Genomic DNA, 17,329 nt, shown 5'->3' on the forward strand with positions numbered 1-17,329 from the left:
GGGCGCGTGCCAGGCACGCGCCTTCGGGATCACGCGGCCTGGGCCTGCTCGGCGATCTGGGTCTCGAACGCCCAGTCGAGCCAGGGCAGCATCGCCTCGATGTCAACAAGCTCCACCGTGGCGCCGCACCAGATGCGCAGCCCCGGGGGCGCGTCGCGGTAGGCGCCCACGTCGAGCGCCACGCCCTCCGCCTCCAGCCGCTTGGCCACCGCCTTGGCGAAGGCGGCGCCGTCGGCGATCCGCGCGTCGGCGAACTTCAGGCAGACGGAGGTGTTCGACCGTGTCGCCGGATCCTTGGCGAGGTTCTCGATCCAGTCGCGGGCCTCGCAGAACTCCCAGACGGCCTTCGCGTTGGCGTCGGCCCTGGCCTTCAGCCCCTCGAGCCCGCCGATCTCGCGCGCCCAGTCGAGCGCGAGAAGGTAGTCCTCCACGCAGAGCATCGAGGGCGTGTTGATCGTCGCGCCCTCGAACAGCCCCTCGTTGAGCTTGCCGCCCTTCGTCATGCGGAAGATCTTCGGCAGCGGCCAGGGCGGCGTGTAGCTTTCGAGCCGCTCGACCGCGCGGGGGGAAAGGATCAGCATCCCGTGCGCCGCCTCGCCGCCCATGACCTTCTGCCAGGAGAAGGTGACGACGTCGAGCTTCTCCCATGGCAGGTCCTGCGCGAAGGCGGCGGAGGTCGCGTCGCAGATCGTCAGGCCGGCGCGGTCGTCCGGGATCGCGGCGCCGTCGGGCACGCGCACGCCGCTTGTCGTCCCGTTCCAGGTGAAGACCACGTCGGCGTCGAAATCGACCTGCGAAAGGTCCACGATCTCGCCGTAGTCGGCCTCGCGCACGGTGGCGTCGAGTTTCAGCTGCTTGACGGCGTCCGTGACCCAGCCCGCGCCGAAGCTTTCCCAGGCGAGCATCTCGCATGTCCGCGCGCCGAGAAGCGACCACATCGCCATCTCGACCGCCCCGGTGTCGGAGGCGGGCACGATCCCGATGCGGTAGTCGTCGGGCACGCCGAGGATTTCGCGCGTGCCCTCGATCGCGGCCTTGAGCTTCTCCTTGCCCACCGCGGCGCGATGGGAGCGCCCGAGCGGCGCGTCGGCCAGCCTGTCGAGGGTAAAGACGGGGGGTTTGGCGCAGGGGCCGGAGGAAAAACGCGGATTGCCCGGCCGCGTCTCCGGTTTGGTCGAAGCCGTCATGTCGATATCCTTCCAGATATTCGCCCCTCGTTGGGGAGGGGTGTCCCGCGAACGGGGTTAGGACCGTTTCGCGCCTTTCACAAGATGGAAAATGTCGCTAGATCGCGCGAAAGCGTCGCATCGGCTCGATGCGCGCCCACGATAGGAAACGCCCCGCCCCCATGCAGACCGTCACGCTTCTGACCGACCCCGCCCGCCCGACGCTGGACACCGCGCTCGTTGAGAGCCTTCGAAACGCCTGGGGCGGAGGGGTCGCACGCTGGCTTTCGCCCGGCGAGGCGGCGGAGTTCGAGGTGCCCGCGCCGCCCCGCAACCTCCGGGATGTCTGGGAGGAGCTTCAGCGCCTCGGCGTGGACCTCGCGGTGCAGCAAGCGGGCGATCGGCGCAAGAAGCTGCTGGTGGCGGACATGGACAGCACCATGATCCGGCAGGAATGCATCGACGAGCTGGCCGAGGTCGCGGGCGTGGGCGCGCATGTCCGCGAGATCACCGCGCGGGCGATGAACGGCGAGCTGGATTTCGAGGGCGCGCTCACCGAGCGCGTGGCCCTGCTCGAGGGGCTCGACGAAGCGGTGATCCAGGAGGTGCTCGCCTCGCGCATCACCCCCATGCCGGGAGGCGCTGCGCTGGTGGCGACGATGCGCGCGGCCGGCGCGCACACGCTTCTCGTCTCGGGGGGCTTCACGGCCTTCACCGGGCCGGTGGCCGAGGCGATCGGCTTTAACGAGGCGCGCGCGAACCTGCTGGAAAGCGAGGACGGCAGGCTCACGGGCACGGTCGCGCGGCCCATCCTGGGACGTGACGCCAAGGTGCGCGCGCTGGAGGAGACCGCGGCGCGCCTCGGGATCACGGACTCCGAAGTGCTGGCCGTGGGCGATGGCGCGAACGACCTCGGCATGCTGGGGCGGGCGGGCCTCGGGGTCGCGCTTCATGCCAAACCCGCCGTGCAGGCGCTTTGCGAGGTCCGCGTGAACCACGGCGACTTGACGGCGCTTCTTTACCTGCAGGGATACGCGCGGTCGGAGTTCACCGCGGCCGGCCGCTAGCGGATGGTGGACGCGGCCGCGGGGCGCGCGCGGTCACGGCGCGGCGCTGCGCGTCGTGGCGGGGGCCCGCAGCGCGTCGGCGGGCCGGATCGATCCCGTCTCGATGCCGCGCCGGTTCCGGATCGGCGCGTCCATCCGCCGCCGCACCGCCGGGTCGCCCGCCTCCAGCACGCCGAGCCGCACGAGCAGTGCGGCCATCGCGCATTCCGAGGCGCGCGTTGCACCATCGGCGATCTTGAGCGCGATGCCGAGGCCCATCTCGGGCAGGATCGCGGTAAAGACGCCCTCGGCCCCGGTCTTGATCGCCGCGCGACCGCCGGCGGCGCGCATGAGTTCGGTGCAGGCGCGGCCCTCCCCGGCCACGAGATCCGGATGCGCCGTCATCGCCGCCACGAGCTCCGCCGCCGCGCGGCTGGCGGTGTCGGCCCGCTGCTCCGCCGTGGCGAACCACGCCATCGCCCGCGCGAGCGCCGAAAGCCGGGTCGCGAAGTTCGGGACCGAACAGCCATCGATGCCGTAGCCGGGGCTCGGCTCGCCGGTCACCTCCTCGAAGGCGGACCGGCAGGCGCGCTGCACGGGATGATCGGGGTCGACGTAGTCCGGTCCTGCCCCCAGGTGGCGGGCCAGCGTCAGCATCCCCGCATGCTTGCCCGAGCAGTTGTTGTGGATCTGCGAGGGCTGCTCATGGGCGCGGATCAGGGCGAATTTCGCCTCCCTGTCATCGGGCATCTGCGGCCCGCAGCGCAGCTCCGCCTCGCCCATGCCGAGGCTGTCGAGCCACGCCGCGACCCGCCCGGTGTGGATCGCCGCGCCGTTGTGGGAGGCGCAGGCCAGCGCGAGCTGCTCGCTCCCGAGTCCCGCCTCGCGCGCCGCGCCCGAGGCGACGAGCGGAAGCGCCTGGATCATCTTCACCGACGAGCGCGGCAGGATCACGGCATCGGGATCACCCCAGGCCTCCAGCACCCCGGAAAGGTCCGCGATGACCGCGTGGCCGGCGTGCCGGCTTTCCAGGAACGGGCCGCGGTGGACCTCTGTCATCAGCGTTGCGTCCGGCATCCGTTTTTCCCCTCACGAAACGGCGATTTTCCGCCAACCGCTCTTTCGCGCGCCGAGGCTTTGACGCTAGATTGCGCCATGCCACATAGGCATGTGACCGCCCGCGCGCCCGCAACAGAGCCGGCCAACGGCTAGCGCGGCAGGCGGTATCGAGGCAAGGACGGCATGGAGGCTGGAGGCATGATGTCACGGATCGCGCTGGGCGTCGTCGGCGCGCTGGCCCTTTTGGCGCCCGCCGGCGCGATGGCCCAGGACGAGCAGAGCACCAACCGGGTCGCGGCGGAGACGGACTGGAGCGTCTTCGTCGAGGATGATCCCACCGAATGCTGGGCGGTGTCCCAGCCCAAGGAGACGGTGAACACCCGCGACGGCCGCGTCGTCGCCGTGCGCCGCGGCGACATCCTGCTCTTCACCTTCTTCCGCCCCGGCGCGGGGATCGAGGGGCAGGTGACCTTCACCGGCGGCTACCCCTTCGCCGAAGGGTCCACGGTGAACGTGAACATCGGCGGCACCGAATTCGAGCTTTACACCGATGGCGAGTGGGGCTGGCCCGCCACCGCGGAGGACGACCGCCGGATCATCGAGGCGATGAAGGCGGGTGTGGATGCCGTGCTCACCGCGCGCTCGAGCCGGGGCACCACCACGAAGGACACCTTCTCCCTCCTGGGCTATACCGCCGCGCTGGAAGAGGCCCAGCGGCGCTGCTCGGGCGACTGACCGGGCGCGCGCCCTGCGCCGGACGCGTCCACCGCCCCGCGACCCCTTTGGCGCGGGCGCGCGAATCCTATATGGGTGGGACGTCTTTCAGTCAGGATAGCCAGATGTCAGCCAGCGCGCCGATCACGCAGGATCTCGTCACCATCCCCCGGAAACTGCCGGAGGGACGGATCAATCTCGTGGGCCTCACCCGCGAGGCGCTGCGCGAGACGCTCGTGGCCCACGGCACGCCCGAGAAACAGGCGAAGATGCGCGTGGCGCAGCTCTGGCAGTGGATCTACCATCGCGGCGCGCGCGACTTCGCGGAGATGACGAACCTCTCCAAGGCCTACCGCGCCGAGCTGGCCCGCCATTTCACCATCGAGATCCCCGAAGTGGTCTCGAAACAGGTCAGCGCCGACGGCACGCGCAAGTATCTCGTGCGGATCGCCGGCGGCCACGAGGTGGAGACGGTCTATATCCCCGAGGAAGGGCGCGGCACGCTCTGCATATCGAGCCAGGTGGGCTGCACGCTCACCTGTTCCTTTTGCCACACCGGCACGCAGAAGCTGGTGCGCAACCTGACCGCCGGCGAGATCGTGGGTCAGGTCATGGCCGCGCGCGACGACCTGGACGAGTGGCCCAGGCCCGGCGAAGGCATGGGCGAGCGGCCGCGCCTGATCTCCAACATCGTGCTCATGGGCATGGGCGAGCCGCTCTACAATTTCGAGAACGTGCGCGACGCCATGCAGATCGCCATGGACGGCGAGGGGATCTCGCTCTCGCGCCGTCGCATCACGCTGTCCACTTCGGGCGTCGTGCCCGAGATCATCCGCTGCGCCGAGGAGATCGGCTGCCTGCTGGCGGTGAGCTTCCACGCCACCACCGACGAGGTGCGCGACCGCCTGGTGCCGATCAACAGGAAGTGGAACATCGCCACGCTGCTCGACGCGCTGCGCGCCTATCCGCGGCTGTCGAACTCAGAGCGTATCACCTTCGAATACGTGATGCTGAAGGACGTGAACGACAGCGACGCGGACGCGCGGCGGCTTGTCAGACTGATCGCGGGCATCCCCGCCAAGATCAACCTGATCCCGTTCAACGAATGGCCGGGCGCGCCCTACGAGCGTTCCGACTGGGAGCGGATCGAGGCCTTCGCCGACATCCTGTACAAGGCGGGCTACGCCGCGCCGATCCGCACGCCGCGGGGCGAGGACATCATGGCCGCTTGCGGCCAGCTCAAGTCCGCGACCGAGCGCGCGAAGAAGCGCCGCGCCGAGATCGAGGCAGAGGCCGGCCTCTGAAAGGCGCCGCAGCTCTCGCATCACGGCATGAGGCGGGGTATGTCGGCGCCATGACTCGCTTCGCTCCCCTTCCCAGCCCCGAGAACAGCGATGGGCACGCCCGGCGCACCGGCGTCGAGGTGGAATTCGGCGGGCTGAGCGAGATCGCGGCGGCGGATGTGATCGCGAAGCATCTCGGCGGGCGCGTGGTGTCCGTGGGCGGTCACGACCGGCGGGTTGAGGACAGCCGCATCGGCGGCATCGATGTCTACCTCGACACCGCGCTCCGGGAAAAGCTCGCCAACTGGCCGCGGCTTCTCGATGCCGGGCGCGAGCTGGCCCGCGAGGTCGTTCCGGTGGAGATCGTGACGGAGCCGCTCGACCGCGACGGGCTTCTCGCGCTCGACGACGCACGCAAGGCGCTGCGGGAGGCCGGCGCGACGGGCAGCCGCGCCGGCGTGGTCTTCGGCTTCGGCGTGCATCTCAACGTGGAAATCGTCTCGGACGCGGCGCAGGACGTGGTGCGCCCGCTCATGGCCTACGCGCTCGTGGAGGATTGGCTTCGCCTCGCCGCCCCGATCAACGAGGCGCGCCGCGTGCTGCCCTTCACCGACCCCTATCCCACGAGCTTCGTCCGGCGTCTCGTCGCGCTGGGCCCCGAGGCCGGGCTGGCGCCGGTGATCGACATCTACCTCGAGGAGACGCCGACGCGAAACCGCGGTCTCGACATGCTGCCGGTCTTCGCCCATCTCGACCCCGATCGCGTCGCTGCGGCGATCACCGGCGCCACCTCGGCGCGCCCGGCCTTCCATTTCCGGCTGCCCGATTGCCGGATCGACGAGTCCGACTGGTCGCTCGACCTGCCATGGCGGCAATGGCGCACTGTCGAACGGGTCGCCGCGGACGGCGATCTTCTCGGGACGCTCGCGACACGGTGGGAGGCTGCGCATGGCGCCGTGACCCTGTTCCGCGGTGCCTGGGGCGAGGAGGCGGGCGCGATCCTCGCCGCCAGGGGGATAGAGACGCCGTGAGCCCCCCGCGCATCGCCGTGACCGTCTCGCGCCGCTCGGGATGGCGGATCTTCCCGTGGATGGCGCTGAACATCTGGTGGGCGGGCGGAAGGGCCGTGCGCTGGGAGGCGGGGCGCCCGGCCGACCTTGACTCGGTGGACGGGCTGGTGATCGGCGGCGGCGACGACATCTCGCCCGATCTCTACGGCGGCCGGATCGTCACCTCGGCCCGCCTCGACCCCGACCGCGACGCGCTGGAACGCGAGCTCGTCAAGGCGGCGCTCGTCCGCGACAAGCCCGTGCTGGGGATCTGCCGCGGCAGCCAGATGCTCAACGTCGCGCTGGGCGGCTCGCTCCACCAGGACGCCTACGCGGTCTACACCCGCAGCGACCGCCGCTGGACGGTGCTGCCGCGCAAGCAGGTGCACGTTCACCCCGGCACGCGGCTTGCCGCGCTCGCCGGCCACGAGCCCATGCGCGTGAACGCGCTTCACACCCAGGCGGTGGACCGGCTGGGGGACGGGCTGCGGGTCGCCGCGCACGACCTCGGCGGCATGGTGCAGGCGATCGAACGGGTGGAGGAGCCCTTCGCCCTCGGCGTGCAGTGGCATCCCGAGCACCTGATCTACGCGCGCCGCCAGCGCCGGCTTTTCCGCGCGCTCGTCGAGGCCGCGGGGGCGCGGCAGCAGGCGGCGCGCCAGATGCCGGCGGTGGACCGGATCGACTGACCGGGCCGTCTACCCGGCCGCCGCGGCGCGCGCCTCCCGCACGCGCCGGGTCACCCGCGCGCAGAAATCCGGATCGGCGGCCTCCAGCGCGTCGAGCAGGGCGCGCAGTTCCGCGCGCACCCCGTGCAGCTGATCGACGAGCGACATCACCAGGCCCAGCGCATCCTCGTCGAGCGCGTGGCTCTCCGCGAGCTCGCAAAGAAGCTCCAGCCGCGCGATGTCCATCTGCCGGAACTTCGGCCCGTCTTCGGAGTGGAGCGGGCGGACGAGATCGGCCTCGATGAAGGCGACGAGCTGCGTCTCGGTCAGCCGCGCGACGGCGGACACGGTCTCCGTGCGTGTGTAGAGGCATTTCATGTCGGCATCCCCTCGCGTGGATCGTGGGCGTGCTCCTCGCGCCAGCGCTGCATGAAGGCTTCGAGCTCTGCATCGATCTCGGGCGGCGCCACGATCGACAGCTCGACCAGCTGATCGCCGCGATCCTTTCCGCCCCGCCGCTTCGCGCCCCGGCCGCGCAGCCGCAACACCCGTCCGCTGCTGGCGCCCTTGGGGATGGACAGGTTCACCGGCCCGTCGATGGTGGGCGTGCGCACCTTGCCGCCCAGCACCGCCTCGTCGATGGAGATCGGCAGGGTGACATGTATGTCGTCCCCCTCGCGGCGGAAGATCGGGTGGGGCTCGACCTCCAGCGTCACGTAGGCGTCGCCCGGCGGCCCCTCGCCAAGGCCCGCGCCGCCCTTGCCGCGCAGCCGCAGCGTCTGCCCGTCCGCCGCGCCCTCCGGGATCGTCACCTCGAGCCGCCCGCCCTCGGGCAGCGTGATCTGCGTGCGCGTGCCGCGCGTGGCGTCGAGGAAGGGCACCTTCAGCGTGTAGTGGCGATCCGCCCCGCGGGCATGGACCTCGCGCGCGCCGCGGCCGAAGCCACTCGCGAAGGGCCCGCCGCCCTGCCCCCGCGCGCGCAGGAACTCCGCGAAGATGTCGGACATGTCGTCCTCTTCCCCGAAGGCGTAGGCCCCGGACCGGGCGCCGCCGCGATAGGGGTTGCCCGGCTGCTCGGCGAAATCGCGGTAGAACGGCTGCGCGCGCTCCTGCCCGGTCTCGTCGATCTCGCCACGGTCGTAGCGCGCGCGCATCTCGGGATCCTTGAGAAGCTCGTAGGCCGCGTTGGCGGTCTTGAAGCGCGCCTCGGCGGCCGGGTCGTCGGGCTTGAGATCGGGATGTGACTCCCTCGCGATCTTCCGGTAGGCCTTCTTGATCTCGGCCTCGCTTGCGGTCTTCTCGACGCCCAGCGCCTCGTAGGGATCGAAACTCATGGGCCGGCTCCTCGCGCGTCCGCGTTCCGCCCCCGATGTGATACCGCTTCGCGGCCGGGATACAAGGGGCGCCCCGGGCGCTCAGCGGCCCGGGATGCTGTCGCGCTTGCCCATCGGGCCCCAGTTCTCGATGATCTCGACGGCCTCTTCGGCCGTTTCCGCGTAACGGAAGAGCGACAGGTCGTCGTCGGAGATCGTGCCCGCCTCGGCCAGCGCGTGCCAGTCGATGATGCTCTCCCAGAACTCCCGCCCGAAAAGCAGGAACGGAACCCGCGTCATGCGGCCGGTCTGGATCAGCGTGAGCGCCTCGAACATCTCGTCCATGGTGCCGAAACCGCCGGGGAAGATGCAGACCGCGTTGGCGCGCATCAGGAAGTGCATCTTGCGGATCGCGAAGTAGTGAAAGTTGAAGCAGAGATCCGGGGTCACGTAGGGGTTCGGGATCTGCTCGTGGGGCAGCACGATGCTGAGGCCGATGCTCTCGCCGCCGGCCTCGTGCGCGCCGCGGTTGCCCGCCTCCATCACCCCCGGCCCGCCGCCCGTGACGATCACGTTCTCTCCGGTGCCGAGGCTGCGCTCGGTCATCATGCGCGCGAACTCGCGCGCCACCTCGTAGAAGCGCGAGAGTTCGGCCAGCCGGGGCGTCTTCGCCCCTTCCGCCTTCGCAGGCTCAGGGATGCGCGCCCCGCCGAAGAGCACGATCGTGCTCTGCACGCCGTGGGCGTCCATCAGGAGCTGGGGTTTCAGAAGCTCGAGCTGCAGCCTGACCGGGCGCAGCTCGTCGCGCAGCATGAACTCCTCGTCCACGAAGGCGAGGCGGTAGGCCGGCGCGCGGGTCTGCACCGTGCCGGGCTTGTGCTCGGCGGTGGACCGGTCCGTTCCGGCGTCCGGGAACGGGCTGCGGCGATCGTCCTTCGTCGGGGCGCGTCTGTCCTGCGTCATGGCGCTCTGACTAGCGCAGCCGCCGCGGCTGCGCGAGGCCCGATTGTGCCGCCGTCCCGCTCGGCCTATACCCACCCCGAAGAGGAATTTCCGGAAGGAGAGGCACGGCATGTCCCACGCCCGGCTCGAAGCCGCAATCGACGCCGCCTGGGAGGCGCGCGACACCATCACGCCCGCCACCGGCGGCGAGGTCCGCGAGGCCGTGGAGGAGACGCTCCAGGCGCTCGACACGGGCGCGCTTCGCGTGGCCCAGCGCGGAGAGGACGGCGACTGGCACGTCAACCAGTGGGCCAAGAAGGCGGTGCTTCTGGGCTTTCGGCTGCATGACATGCAGGCGCAGGACGGGGGGCCGCAGGGCGCGCACTGGTGGGACAAGGTGGACAGCAAGTTCAAGGGCTGGGGCGAGACCGACTGGCGCGCGGCCGGTTTCCGCGCGGTGCCGAACTGCGTCGTGCGCCGGTCGGCCTATGTCGCGCCCGGCGTGGTGCTGATGCCGTCCTTCGTGAATGTCGGCGCCTATGTGGACAGCGGCACGATGGTCGATACCTGGGCCACCGTCGGGTCCTGCGCGCAGATCGGCAGGAACGTGCACCTGTCGGGCGGGGTGGGCATCGGCGGCGTGCTGGAACCGCTCCAGGCCGACCCCACCATCATCGAGGACAACTGCTTCATCGGCGCCCGCTCCGAGGTGGTGGAAGGCTGCATCGTGCGCGAGGGCTCGGTGCTCGGCATGGGGGTCTATATCGGCAAGTCCACCAAGATCGTGGACCGCGAGACCGGCGAGGTCTTCATGGGCGAAGTGCCGCGCTATTCCGTCGTCGTCTCGGGCTCGATGCCCACGAAGAACGACCTGAACCTCTACTGCGCGGTGATCGTCAAGCGCGTGGACGAGAAGACCCGCGCCAAGACCGCGATCAACGATCTTCTGCGCGCCTGAAGACGCGCGCCCGGCCCCCGGGCGCGCCGCACCGGCGGAACAGAACGGTCGGTTTCATCGGAAGTGGTGAGCCGTGCAGGATTCGAACCTGCGACCCACTGATTAAAAGTCAGTTGCTCTACCAACTGAGCTAACGGCCCACGAGGCGTGTGTGTATGAATCGCGTTCGGAGGGGTCAACCCCGAAAATCGCAGCCCGTGCCGCGGTGCTCTGGATTCGGCGCGGCGCTCCGATTATATCGGCGCGCATGGGTCAAGGCGCAACTCCCGGCCAACCGTTCATGAAGATGCACGGGCTCGGCAACGATTTCGTGGTGCTCGACGCGCGGCAGGGCGGGGGCGCGCCGTCGCCGGCGCTCGCGCGAGCGCTGGCCGACCGGCACCGCGGCGTGGGCTTCGACCAGCTCGCCGTCATCCATCCGGGCGAGAACGCCGACGCGCGGCTCGAGTTCCTCAATGCCGACGGCTCGCCCTCGGCGGCCTGCGGCAACGCCACACGCTGCATCGCGCGGCATCTGATGGAGGAGACGGGGCGCGACCGGCTTCGCCTCGCCACGGCGCACGGGGTTCTGGAGGCCGTGGACGCGGGCGGCGGCCTCACTTCCGTCAACATGGGCGCCCCCGGCACCGACTGGCGCGACATCCCGCTCGCCGAAGCCATGGACACGCTGGAGCTGCCGATCGAGGGCGCGCCCACGGCCACCAGCATGGGCAACCCGCACTGCACCTTCTTCGTGGAGGACGCGGAGGCCGTACCGCTCGCGCAGTTCGGCCCCCGCTACGAGACGCACCCGCTCTTTCCCGAGCGCGCGAACGTGCAGGTGGCCAGCGTGATCGCCCCGGACCGGCTGCGGATGCGGGTCTGGGAACGCGGCACGGGCATCACGCTGGCCTCCGGCTCCTCGTCCTGCGCCGTGGCCGTGGCGGCCGCGCGGCGCGGGCTCGCGGGGCGGCAGGTGGCGGTGGTTCTCGACGGCGGCGAGATCGGGATCGACTGGCGCGAGGACGGCGTCTGGATGACGGGGCCCACGATGCACGTGTTCTCGGGCACGCTCACGCCCGACTTCCTGGAGGAGGCGGGATGAACGCGCCCCGTTTCACCACGCTCGGCTGCCGGCTCAACGCCTACGAGACGGAGGCGATGAAGGAGCTCTCCGCCGCCGCCGGCCTCGGCGACGCGGTGGTCGTCAACACCTGCGCGGTGACGGCGGAAGCCGTGCGCAAGGCACGGCAGGAGATTCGGCGCCTGCGCCGCGAGCACCCCGAGGCACGGCTGATCGTCACCGGCTGCGCCGCGCAGACCGAGCCCGGGACCTTCGCCGCAATGGACGAGGTGGACGCGGTGATCGGCAACGCCGAGAAGATGCGCGCCGAGACCTGGGCGGGCCTCGCCGCCGACTTCGTGGGCCAGACCGAGCGCGTGCAGGTGGACGACATCATGTCGGTGCGCGAGACGGCGGGGCACCTGATCGACGGGTTCGGCACCCGCTCGCGCGCCTATGTCCAGATCCAGAACGGCTGCGACCATCGCTGCACCTTCTGCATCATCCCCTTCGGACGCGGGAATTCCCGGTCGGTGCCGGCGGGTGTCGTCGTGGACCAGATCGCGCGGCTGGTGGAGGCGGGCTACAACGAGGTCGTGCTGACCGGCGTCGACCTCACGAGCTGGGGCGCGGACCTGCCCGCGGCGCCGCGCCTCGGCGATCTGGTGCTGCGCATCCTGAAACTCGTGCCGGATCTGCCGCGGCTCCGGCTTTCCTCGATCGACTCGATCGAGGCGGACGAAAGCCTCATGCAGGCGATCGCGACCGAGCCGCGGCTGATGCCGCATCTTCACCTCTCGCTTCAGCACGGCGACGACCTGATCCTCAAGCGCATGAAGCGCCGGCACCTTCGCGACGACGCGATCCGCTTCTGCGAAGAGGCGCGGCGGCTGCGCCCCGACATGACCTTCGGAGCCGACATCATCGCGGGCTTTCCCACCGAGACCGAGGCGCATTTCGAGAACGCGCTGCGGCTGGTGGAGGAGTGCGGCCTCACCTGGCTGCACGTCTTTCCCTACTCGCCGCGCCCCGGAACCCCCGCCGCCCGCATGCCGCAGGTGGACGCGCGCGCCATCAAGGACCGCGCGCGGCGCCTGCGGGCAGCAGGCGCCGCGCGCGTCGCGGCGCATCTCGCGGCGCAGCACGGCCACCGCCACGACGTTCTCATGGAGCATCCGCGCCTCGGCCGCACCGAACAGTTCACCGAGGTGAGCTTCGCCGAGGATCGGCCCGAGGGCGCGATCGTCTCCGCGACGATCGAGGGCGACGACGGCGCGCGCCTCCGGGCGGCCTGACGCGCCGCGGGTCCGCCGCGCGTGATGGACACCGCTTTGCCGCACGCCTAGACTCTGCCCGACGCCACCGGAGCGCCGCCATGCAGCTTCTTACCGCCCCGCCATCCCCCTTCGCCCGAAAGGTCCGCGTCTGCGTGATCGAGGCCGGCCTTTCCGACGAGGTGCGGGAGGTCGACACCGCCGCCTCGGCCCTCGCGCCCGACCCGGCGATCACCTCCCACAATCCCCTGGGCAAGATTCCTGCGCTGATCCGGGAAGACGGCCCCGCGCTTTACGACAGCCGGGTCATCTGCCGCTGGCTCGATGCGCGTGCGGGCGCAGGGCTCTATCCCGACGCGCGGCTCTGGGAGACGCTCACGCTCGAGGCGACGGCCGACGGGATCATGGATGCCGCGGTGCTGATGGTCTACGAGCACCGTTTCCGGCCCGAGCCGCACCGCTCCGAGGAGTGGATCGAGGGCCAGTGGGGCAAGATAGCGCGCGCGCTCGACACGCTGGAGGCGCGCTGGATGAGCCATCTGGCAGGCCGCCTCGACATGGGGCAGATCGCGCTGGGCTGCGCGCTGGGCTACCTCGACTTCCGTCACCCCGATAGGCCCTGGCGGGCCGGGCGCGGCGCGCTCGACGACTGGTACGCGGTGTTCGGCGAGCGCGCGGCGATGCAGGCCACGCGCCCGGCCTGACGCGCCGCCTCAGAACTTGTAGCTCACGCCGACATTGATCGCGTTGGTGTAGAGGTCGGTTTCGAAAGAGCCGCCGCTGTCGAGATCGACGTCGTTCCACGACGCGGTGAACTGGTATTCGCCGAAGGCCGCCCAGCTTTCGGTGAGATCGTAGCTCGCGCCCGCGAAAAGGCGCACGGCCGGCCCCGTGAGCTGGTAGCCGTAGGTGCGCGGCCCGCCGGCGCTGGCCTGCACGTCGACATGCGGGATCGCGACCCCGACACCCGCGCCGACATAGGGCGTGACACCGCCCCACATGTCCTTCCAACGGCGCTGCGCGTTCACGGTGACGATGTTGTGCCCGTCGGTCAGCTCGAAACGGTCGAAGCCGAGGGCTGCGCGGTCCGAGTCGGGCATGTAGGCCTTGGTATGGGTCGCCTCGAAGCCCCAGCCGAAACTCTCGCTCCGCCAGAACGTGACGCGCCCGCCATAGTAGGGCGGCATGTCGAACGACTTTCCGTCCCAGCCGATGGTGCGGGAAAACGCGCCCGCGTCCGGGTCGCTGCCCTCGACACGGCTGTGCGGCAATGTCTGCCAGCCGATGTAGAGGCCGAGTTCCGTCTCCGCGGCAGCGGGCATCGACAAGAGCCCCGAAAGGGCCGCGCCGAGGGCGATCGTCCACCGTTGCATTCGCTTGTACCTCGCTGTCTACCGCGTGGGACCGCGGGGTGCCCGTTCTTTACGCCTCCTCGCGGGCGGGCTCAACCGTCCTGGCGGGCGGGCTGAACCGCGACCAATCGGCGCTCCCGGCCGATGGCGGGCCGGGTTGCGCTGGACGGGGGGACGCCACCCCGCTAAATAACCCCTCGACCGCGGGGGCTTGCGCAAGCTCCCTGGTGGCATGACCATTCCAGGGGCCATGGCCGGCCCAAGCAAGGAGATGACGACGTGTCCCACGCCGAAGACCACGACAGCAGCCGGAGGGATTTCCTCTATTACGCAACGGCGGGCGCCGGGGCCGTGGCCGCAGGCGCCGCGATCTGGCCCCTCGTCGACCAGATGAACCCCTCGGCCGACGTCCAGGCACTCTCGACGATCCGCGTCGACGTGTCGGGCGTCGAGCCCGGAACGCAGCTGACCGTGAAATACCTGGGCAAGCCGGTGTTCATCCGCCGCCGCACCCCCGAGGAGATCGAGGCGGAACGCCAGGTGGAGGTCAGCACGCTGATCGACCGGGAGGCCCGCAACCCCAACATTCAGGGCGACACGACCGCGACGGACGAAAACCGCACGCTGGACGAAGGTGGCGAGTGGCTGGTGCAGATCGGCGTCTGCACCCATCTCGGCTGCGTTCCCATCGGTGACGGCGCCGGCGACTTCAACGGCTGGTTCTGCCCCTGCCACGGCTCGCACTACGACGGCGCCGGCCGCATCCGGAAGGGGCCCGCGCCCGAAAACCTTCACATCCCCGTCGCCGAATTCGCCGACGAGACCACGATCAAGCTCGGGTAAGGAGACGCACCAATGTCTGGTATCCCGCACGACCACTACGAGCCGCGGAGCGATGGCGAAAAGTGGCTTCACCGCCGTCTGCCCATCGCGGCCCTGCTCTACGACACGATCAAGATCCCCACGCCCATCAACCTGAACTGGATGTGGATCTGGGGCATCGTCCTGACCTTCACGCTGGCGTTGCAGATCATCACCGGCATCGTGCTCGTGATGCACTACACGCCGCATGCCGACATGGCCTTCGCCAGCGTCGAGCACATCATGCGCAACGTGAACGGCGGGCACTTCCTGCGGTATCTGCACATGAACGGCGCCTCGCTGTTCTTCGTCGCCGTCTACGCGCACATCGCACGCGGGCTCTACTACGGGTCCTACAAGGCGCCGCGCGAGATCACCTGGATCATCGGTATCCTGATCTACCTGCTGATGATGGCGACGGCCTTCATGGGCTACGTGCTGCCGTGGGGCCAGATGTCGTTCTGGGGCGCCACCGTGATCACCGGCCTCTTCGGCGCGATCCCGTTCATCGGCGATTCGCTGCTGGTCTGGCTGCAGGGCGGCCCGGCCGTCGGCAACGCGACGCTGCAGCGGTTCTTCTCGCTGCACTACCTGATGCCGTTCATCATCGCCGGCCTCGTGATCGTCCACATCTGGGCCTTCCACACCACGGGTAACAACAACCCCACCGGCGTGGAGGTGCGGCGCACCTCGAAGGCGGAAGCCGAGAAGGACACCGTTCCCTTCTGGCCCTACTTCGTGATGAAGGACCTGTTCGCGCTCGGCGTGATCTTCATCATCTTCTTCGCCATCGTCGGCTTCATGCCGAACTACCTCGGCCACCCCGACAACTACATCGAGGCCGACCCGCTGGTGACCCCGGCGCACATCGTTCCGGAGTGGTACTTCCTGCCCTTCTACGCGATCCTGCGCGCCTTCGACGACTCGGTCTGGATCGTCCAGTTCACGAGCTTCATCACCGGCGGCATCATCGACGCCAAGTTCTTCGGCGTACTGGCGATGTTCGGCTCGATCATCGTGGTCGCGCTGGTGCCTTGGCTCGACACGTCGAACGTGCGGTCGGGCCGCTACCGGCCGATGTTCAAGTGGTGGTTCGCGCTCTTCTGCGTCGACTTCTTCGTGCTGATGTGGGCGGGCGCGATGCCGGCGGAAGGCATCTACCCGGTCATCGCCCTGATCGGCGCCACCTACTGGTTCGCCTTCTTCCTCGTGATCCTGCCGCTCCTGGGCGTGCTGGAGAAGCCGCAACCGCAGCCGGCGACCATCGAGGAGGATTTCAAGGCCCATCTCTCGTCCGACGAAGGCACGGCCAAGCCCGCCGCCCAGCCGGCCGAGTGAGAAAGGACGCAAACGACATGCTGAAGAAACTCGCAGCCTCCGCGGCCCTGTCGCTCGCAGCCACCGGCGCTTTCGCCGCCGGTGGCGCCGGGGATGTGCAGGATTTCGCCTTCTCCTTCGAGGGGCCGTTCGGAACCTACGACCAGGCGCAGCTCCAGCGCGGCCTGCAGGTCTATACTCAGGTCTGCTCCGCGTGCCACGGGCTGGAACATGTGCCGATCCGCACTCTCACCAGCGAGACCGGCCCGGGCATGCCGGCCGATCAGGTTCGCGCCTACGCCGAGCAGTTCATGGTCATCGACGCGGCCTCGAATCCCGAACTCGTGGACGCCGAAACCGGCGACCTGCGCCCGCTGCGGCCGACGGATCACTTCCCGGCGAACGAGACGCAGGGCGCGCCCGACCTTTCGCTGATGGCCAAGGCCCGGGCGGGCTTCAGCGGCCCCTACGGCACCGGCATCGCGCAGCTCTTCAAGGGCATGGGTGGTGCGGAATACACCGCGTCGCTGCTCCTCGGCTACACTGGAGAGGACAAGGTGGAGGCCGGCGCCGTGCTCTACGAGAACACGGTGATCGACGGCGGCTGGATCAACATGGCCCCGCCGCTTTACGAAGGCGCGGTGGAGTACGCCGACGGCACGCCCGCAACGGAAGAGCAGATGGCGAAGGACGTGGCCGCCTTCCTGATGTGGACGGCCGAGCCCAAGATGATGGAACGCAAGCAGGCCGGCTTCACCGGGGTGCTGTTCCTGACCATCCTGACCGTGCTGCTTTACCTCACCAACAAGCGCCTCTGGGCGCCCGTCAAGGCCCGGGCGAAGAAGGGCGAGTGACACCGCTCGCCTGAACCGGATCCCATCGCCCCCCGCGCCCCGGCGCGGGGGTTTTTCATGCGCCGTCGCGGCAGTGACGGCGGAAGGCCCGCTTCAGCAGATCCAGCTCCTCGCGCAGCAGCGCGATCTCGGCGCGGATGTCGTGGTCGAGCGCTTCGCCCGCGAGAATGCAGAAGCTTTCCAGCGTCTCGCCGCTTGCCCCGTCCCGGATGACGAAGGTCTGCACCCCGTCGGCGATCGCGGCGGCCGGCACCGGCACGCTGAGCCGCCAGAGCGCGCCATCCTCGGCGGACTGTTCCAGCCGCACGCCTTCGACGGGGCGGGCGTCGTGCAGCACCTCGATCTCGGGCGGGGCCGACGCGCCGGACACGAGGCCCTCCCACAGGCCGCCGGAAAGCCGGGTCTTCGTCACGGTCAGCGTGGACATGGGC

The 17,329-nt window shown here is 69.8% G+C and carries 19 protein-coding genes and 1 tRNA gene; 12 read left to right on the plus strand and 8 right to left on the minus strand.

The annotated features are described in order from the left end of the window. Nucleotides 1-29: 29 nt before the first annotated feature. On the minus strand, nt 30-1,187 hold the full coding sequence (locus AB6A69_RS10660; protein WP_371060752.1) for a phosphoserine transaminase: 1,158 nt from the start codon (nt 1,185-1,187) through the stop codon (nt 30-32). A gap of 161 nt (nt 1,188-1,348) precedes the next feature. Between AB6A69_RS10660 and serB the strand changes: the two genes are divergently transcribed. Continuing rightward, nucleotides 1,349-2,233: a phosphoserine phosphatase SerB gene (gene serB / locus AB6A69_RS10665; protein ID WP_371060753.1), complete on the plus strand. Its 885-nt coding sequence runs from the start codon at nt 1,349-1,351 to the stop codon at nt 2,231-2,233. Nucleotides 2,234-2,266: 33 nt separating this feature from the next. Here serB and AB6A69_RS10670 read toward each other — a convergent pair whose 3' ends face one another. Continuing rightward, nucleotides 2,267-3,289, minus strand: a complete 1,023-nt coding sequence (locus tag AB6A69_RS10670) for an asparaginase (RefSeq protein WP_371060754.1) — start codon at nt 3,287-3,289, stop codon at nt 2,267-2,269. A gap of 180 nt (nt 3,290-3,469) precedes the next feature. Between AB6A69_RS10670 and AB6A69_RS10675 the strand changes: the two genes are divergently transcribed. The 4 genes from AB6A69_RS10675 (at nt 3,470) to AB6A69_RS10690 (ending at nt 7,006) form a co-directional block, all read left to right on the plus strand. Next, nucleotides 3,470-4,006, plus strand: a complete 537-nt coding sequence (locus AB6A69_RS10675) for an invasion associated locus B family protein (RefSeq protein WP_371039284.1) — start codon at nt 3,470-3,472, stop codon at nt 4,004-4,006. Between the two features lie 104 nt (nt 4,007-4,110). Next, on the plus strand, nt 4,111-5,289 hold the full coding sequence (gene rlmN, locus AB6A69_RS10680; RefSeq protein ID WP_371060755.1) for a 23S rRNA (adenine(2503)-C(2))-methyltransferase RlmN: 1,179 nt from the start codon (nt 4,111-4,113) through the stop codon (nt 5,287-5,289). Between the two features lie 50 nt (nt 5,290-5,339). After that, the gene (locus tag AB6A69_RS10685) at nt 5,340-6,299 is read left to right on the plus strand and encodes an amidoligase family protein (protein WP_371060756.1); all 960 of its coding nucleotides are present in this window, start codon (nt 5,340-5,342) and stop codon (nt 6,297-6,299) included. Further along, nucleotides 6,296-7,006 (plus strand): gamma-glutamyl-gamma-aminobutyrate hydrolase family protein, encoded by a 711-nt coding sequence (locus AB6A69_RS10690; RefSeq protein WP_371039287.1) that lies wholly within the window; start codon nt 6,296-6,298, stop codon nt 7,004-7,006. The genes AB6A69_RS10685 and AB6A69_RS10690 overlap by 4 nt, the downstream gene beginning before the upstream one ends. Nucleotides 7,007-7,015: 9 nt before the next feature. Here AB6A69_RS10690 and AB6A69_RS10695 read toward each other — a convergent pair whose 3' ends face one another. The 3 genes from AB6A69_RS10695 to AB6A69_RS10705 form a co-directional block, all read right to left on the minus strand. Beyond that, nucleotides 7,016-7,363, minus strand: a complete 348-nt coding sequence (locus AB6A69_RS10695; protein ID WP_371039288.1) for a hypothetical protein — start codon at nt 7,361-7,363, stop codon at nt 7,016-7,018. Beyond that, on the minus strand, nt 7,360-8,319 hold the full coding sequence (locus AB6A69_RS10700) for a DnaJ C-terminal domain-containing protein (protein WP_371060757.1): 960 nt from the start codon (nt 8,317-8,319) through the stop codon (nt 7,360-7,362). The genes AB6A69_RS10695 and AB6A69_RS10700 overlap by 4 nt, the downstream gene beginning before the upstream one ends. An 81-nt stretch (nt 8,320-8,400) precedes the next feature. Further along, the gene (locus AB6A69_RS10705) at nt 8,401-9,261 is read right to left on the minus strand and encodes a TIGR00730 family Rossman fold protein (protein WP_371039290.1); all 861 of its coding nucleotides are present in this window, start codon (nt 9,259-9,261) and stop codon (nt 8,401-8,403) included. A gap of 109 nt (nt 9,262-9,370) precedes the next feature. On the opposite strand from AB6A69_RS10705, the gene dapD reads away from it, so the two are divergent. After that, the gene (gene dapD, locus AB6A69_RS10710) at nt 9,371-10,198 is read left to right on the plus strand and encodes a 2,3,4,5-tetrahydropyridine-2,6-dicarboxylate N-succinyltransferase (RefSeq protein WP_371060758.1); all 828 of its coding nucleotides are present in this window, start codon (nt 9,371-9,373) and stop codon (nt 10,196-10,198) included. A gap of 64 nt (nt 10,199-10,262) precedes the next feature. Here dapD and AB6A69_RS10715 read toward each other — a convergent pair. Continuing rightward, nucleotides 10,263-10,338, minus strand: a tRNA-Lys gene (locus tag AB6A69_RS10715). A 140-nt stretch (nt 10,339-10,478) separates the two neighbouring features. Between AB6A69_RS10715 and dapF the strand changes: the two genes are divergently transcribed. The 3 genes from dapF (at nt 10,479) to AB6A69_RS10730 (ending at nt 13,218) form a co-directional block, all read left to right on the plus strand. Then, on the plus strand, nt 10,479-11,282 hold the full coding sequence (gene dapF, locus AB6A69_RS10720) for a diaminopimelate epimerase (RefSeq protein WP_371060759.1): 804 nt from the start codon (nt 10,479-10,481) through the stop codon (nt 11,280-11,282). After that, a complete protein-coding gene (gene mtaB / locus AB6A69_RS10725) occupies nt 11,279-12,535 on the plus strand; it encodes a tRNA (N(6)-L-threonylcarbamoyladenosine(37)-C(2))-methylthiotransferase MtaB (protein WP_371060760.1) in 1,257 nt (418 codons plus the stop codon). The genes dapF and mtaB overlap by 4 nt, the downstream gene beginning before the upstream one ends. A gap of 80 nt (nt 12,536-12,615) precedes the next feature. Then, nucleotides 12,616-13,218, plus strand: a complete 603-nt coding sequence (locus tag AB6A69_RS10730; protein WP_371060761.1) for a glutathione S-transferase — start codon at nt 12,616-12,618, stop codon at nt 13,216-13,218. Nucleotides 13,219-13,227: 9 nt separating this feature from the next. Here the strand turns inward: AB6A69_RS10730 and AB6A69_RS10735 are convergent, their stop codons facing one another. Next, nucleotides 13,228-13,887, minus strand: a complete 660-nt coding sequence (locus tag AB6A69_RS10735; protein WP_371055614.1) for an outer membrane protein — start codon at nt 13,885-13,887, stop codon at nt 13,228-13,230. A 258-nt stretch (nt 13,888-14,145) separates the two neighbouring features. On the opposite strand from AB6A69_RS10735, the gene petA reads away from it, so the two are divergent. The 3 genes from petA to AB6A69_RS10750 are packed head-to-tail and all read left to right on the plus strand — an operon-like array spanning nt 14,146 to nt 16,898. Further along, nucleotides 14,146-14,709, plus strand: a complete 564-nt coding sequence (gene petA / locus AB6A69_RS10740; protein WP_371060762.1) for a ubiquinol-cytochrome c reductase iron-sulfur subunit — start codon at nt 14,146-14,148, stop codon at nt 14,707-14,709. 12 nt (nt 14,710-14,721) lie between these two features. Continuing rightward, entirely contained in the window at nt 14,722-16,065 is a 1,344-nt protein-coding gene (locus AB6A69_RS10745) for a cytochrome bc complex cytochrome b subunit (RefSeq protein WP_371038676.1), read from the plus strand. A gap of 17 nt (nt 16,066-16,082) precedes the next feature. Further along, the gene (locus AB6A69_RS10750; RefSeq protein ID WP_371060763.1) at nt 16,083-16,898 is read left to right on the plus strand and encodes a cytochrome c1; all 816 of its coding nucleotides are present in this window, start codon (nt 16,083-16,085) and stop codon (nt 16,896-16,898) included. Nucleotides 16,899-16,953: 55 nt separating this feature from the next. Here the strand turns inward: AB6A69_RS10750 and AB6A69_RS10755 are convergent, their stop codons facing one another. Further along, nucleotides 16,954-17,325, minus strand: a complete 372-nt coding sequence (locus tag AB6A69_RS10755) for a hypothetical protein (RefSeq protein ID WP_371038678.1) — start codon at nt 17,323-17,325, stop codon at nt 16,954-16,956. Nucleotides 17,326-17,329: the final 4 nt, after the last annotated feature.

The organism is Rhodosalinus sp. 5P4, from assembly GCF_041365695.1.
In the GTDB taxonomy this organism is placed as follows: domain Bacteria; phylum Pseudomonadota; class Alphaproteobacteria; order Rhodobacterales; family Rhodobacteraceae; genus Rhodosalinus.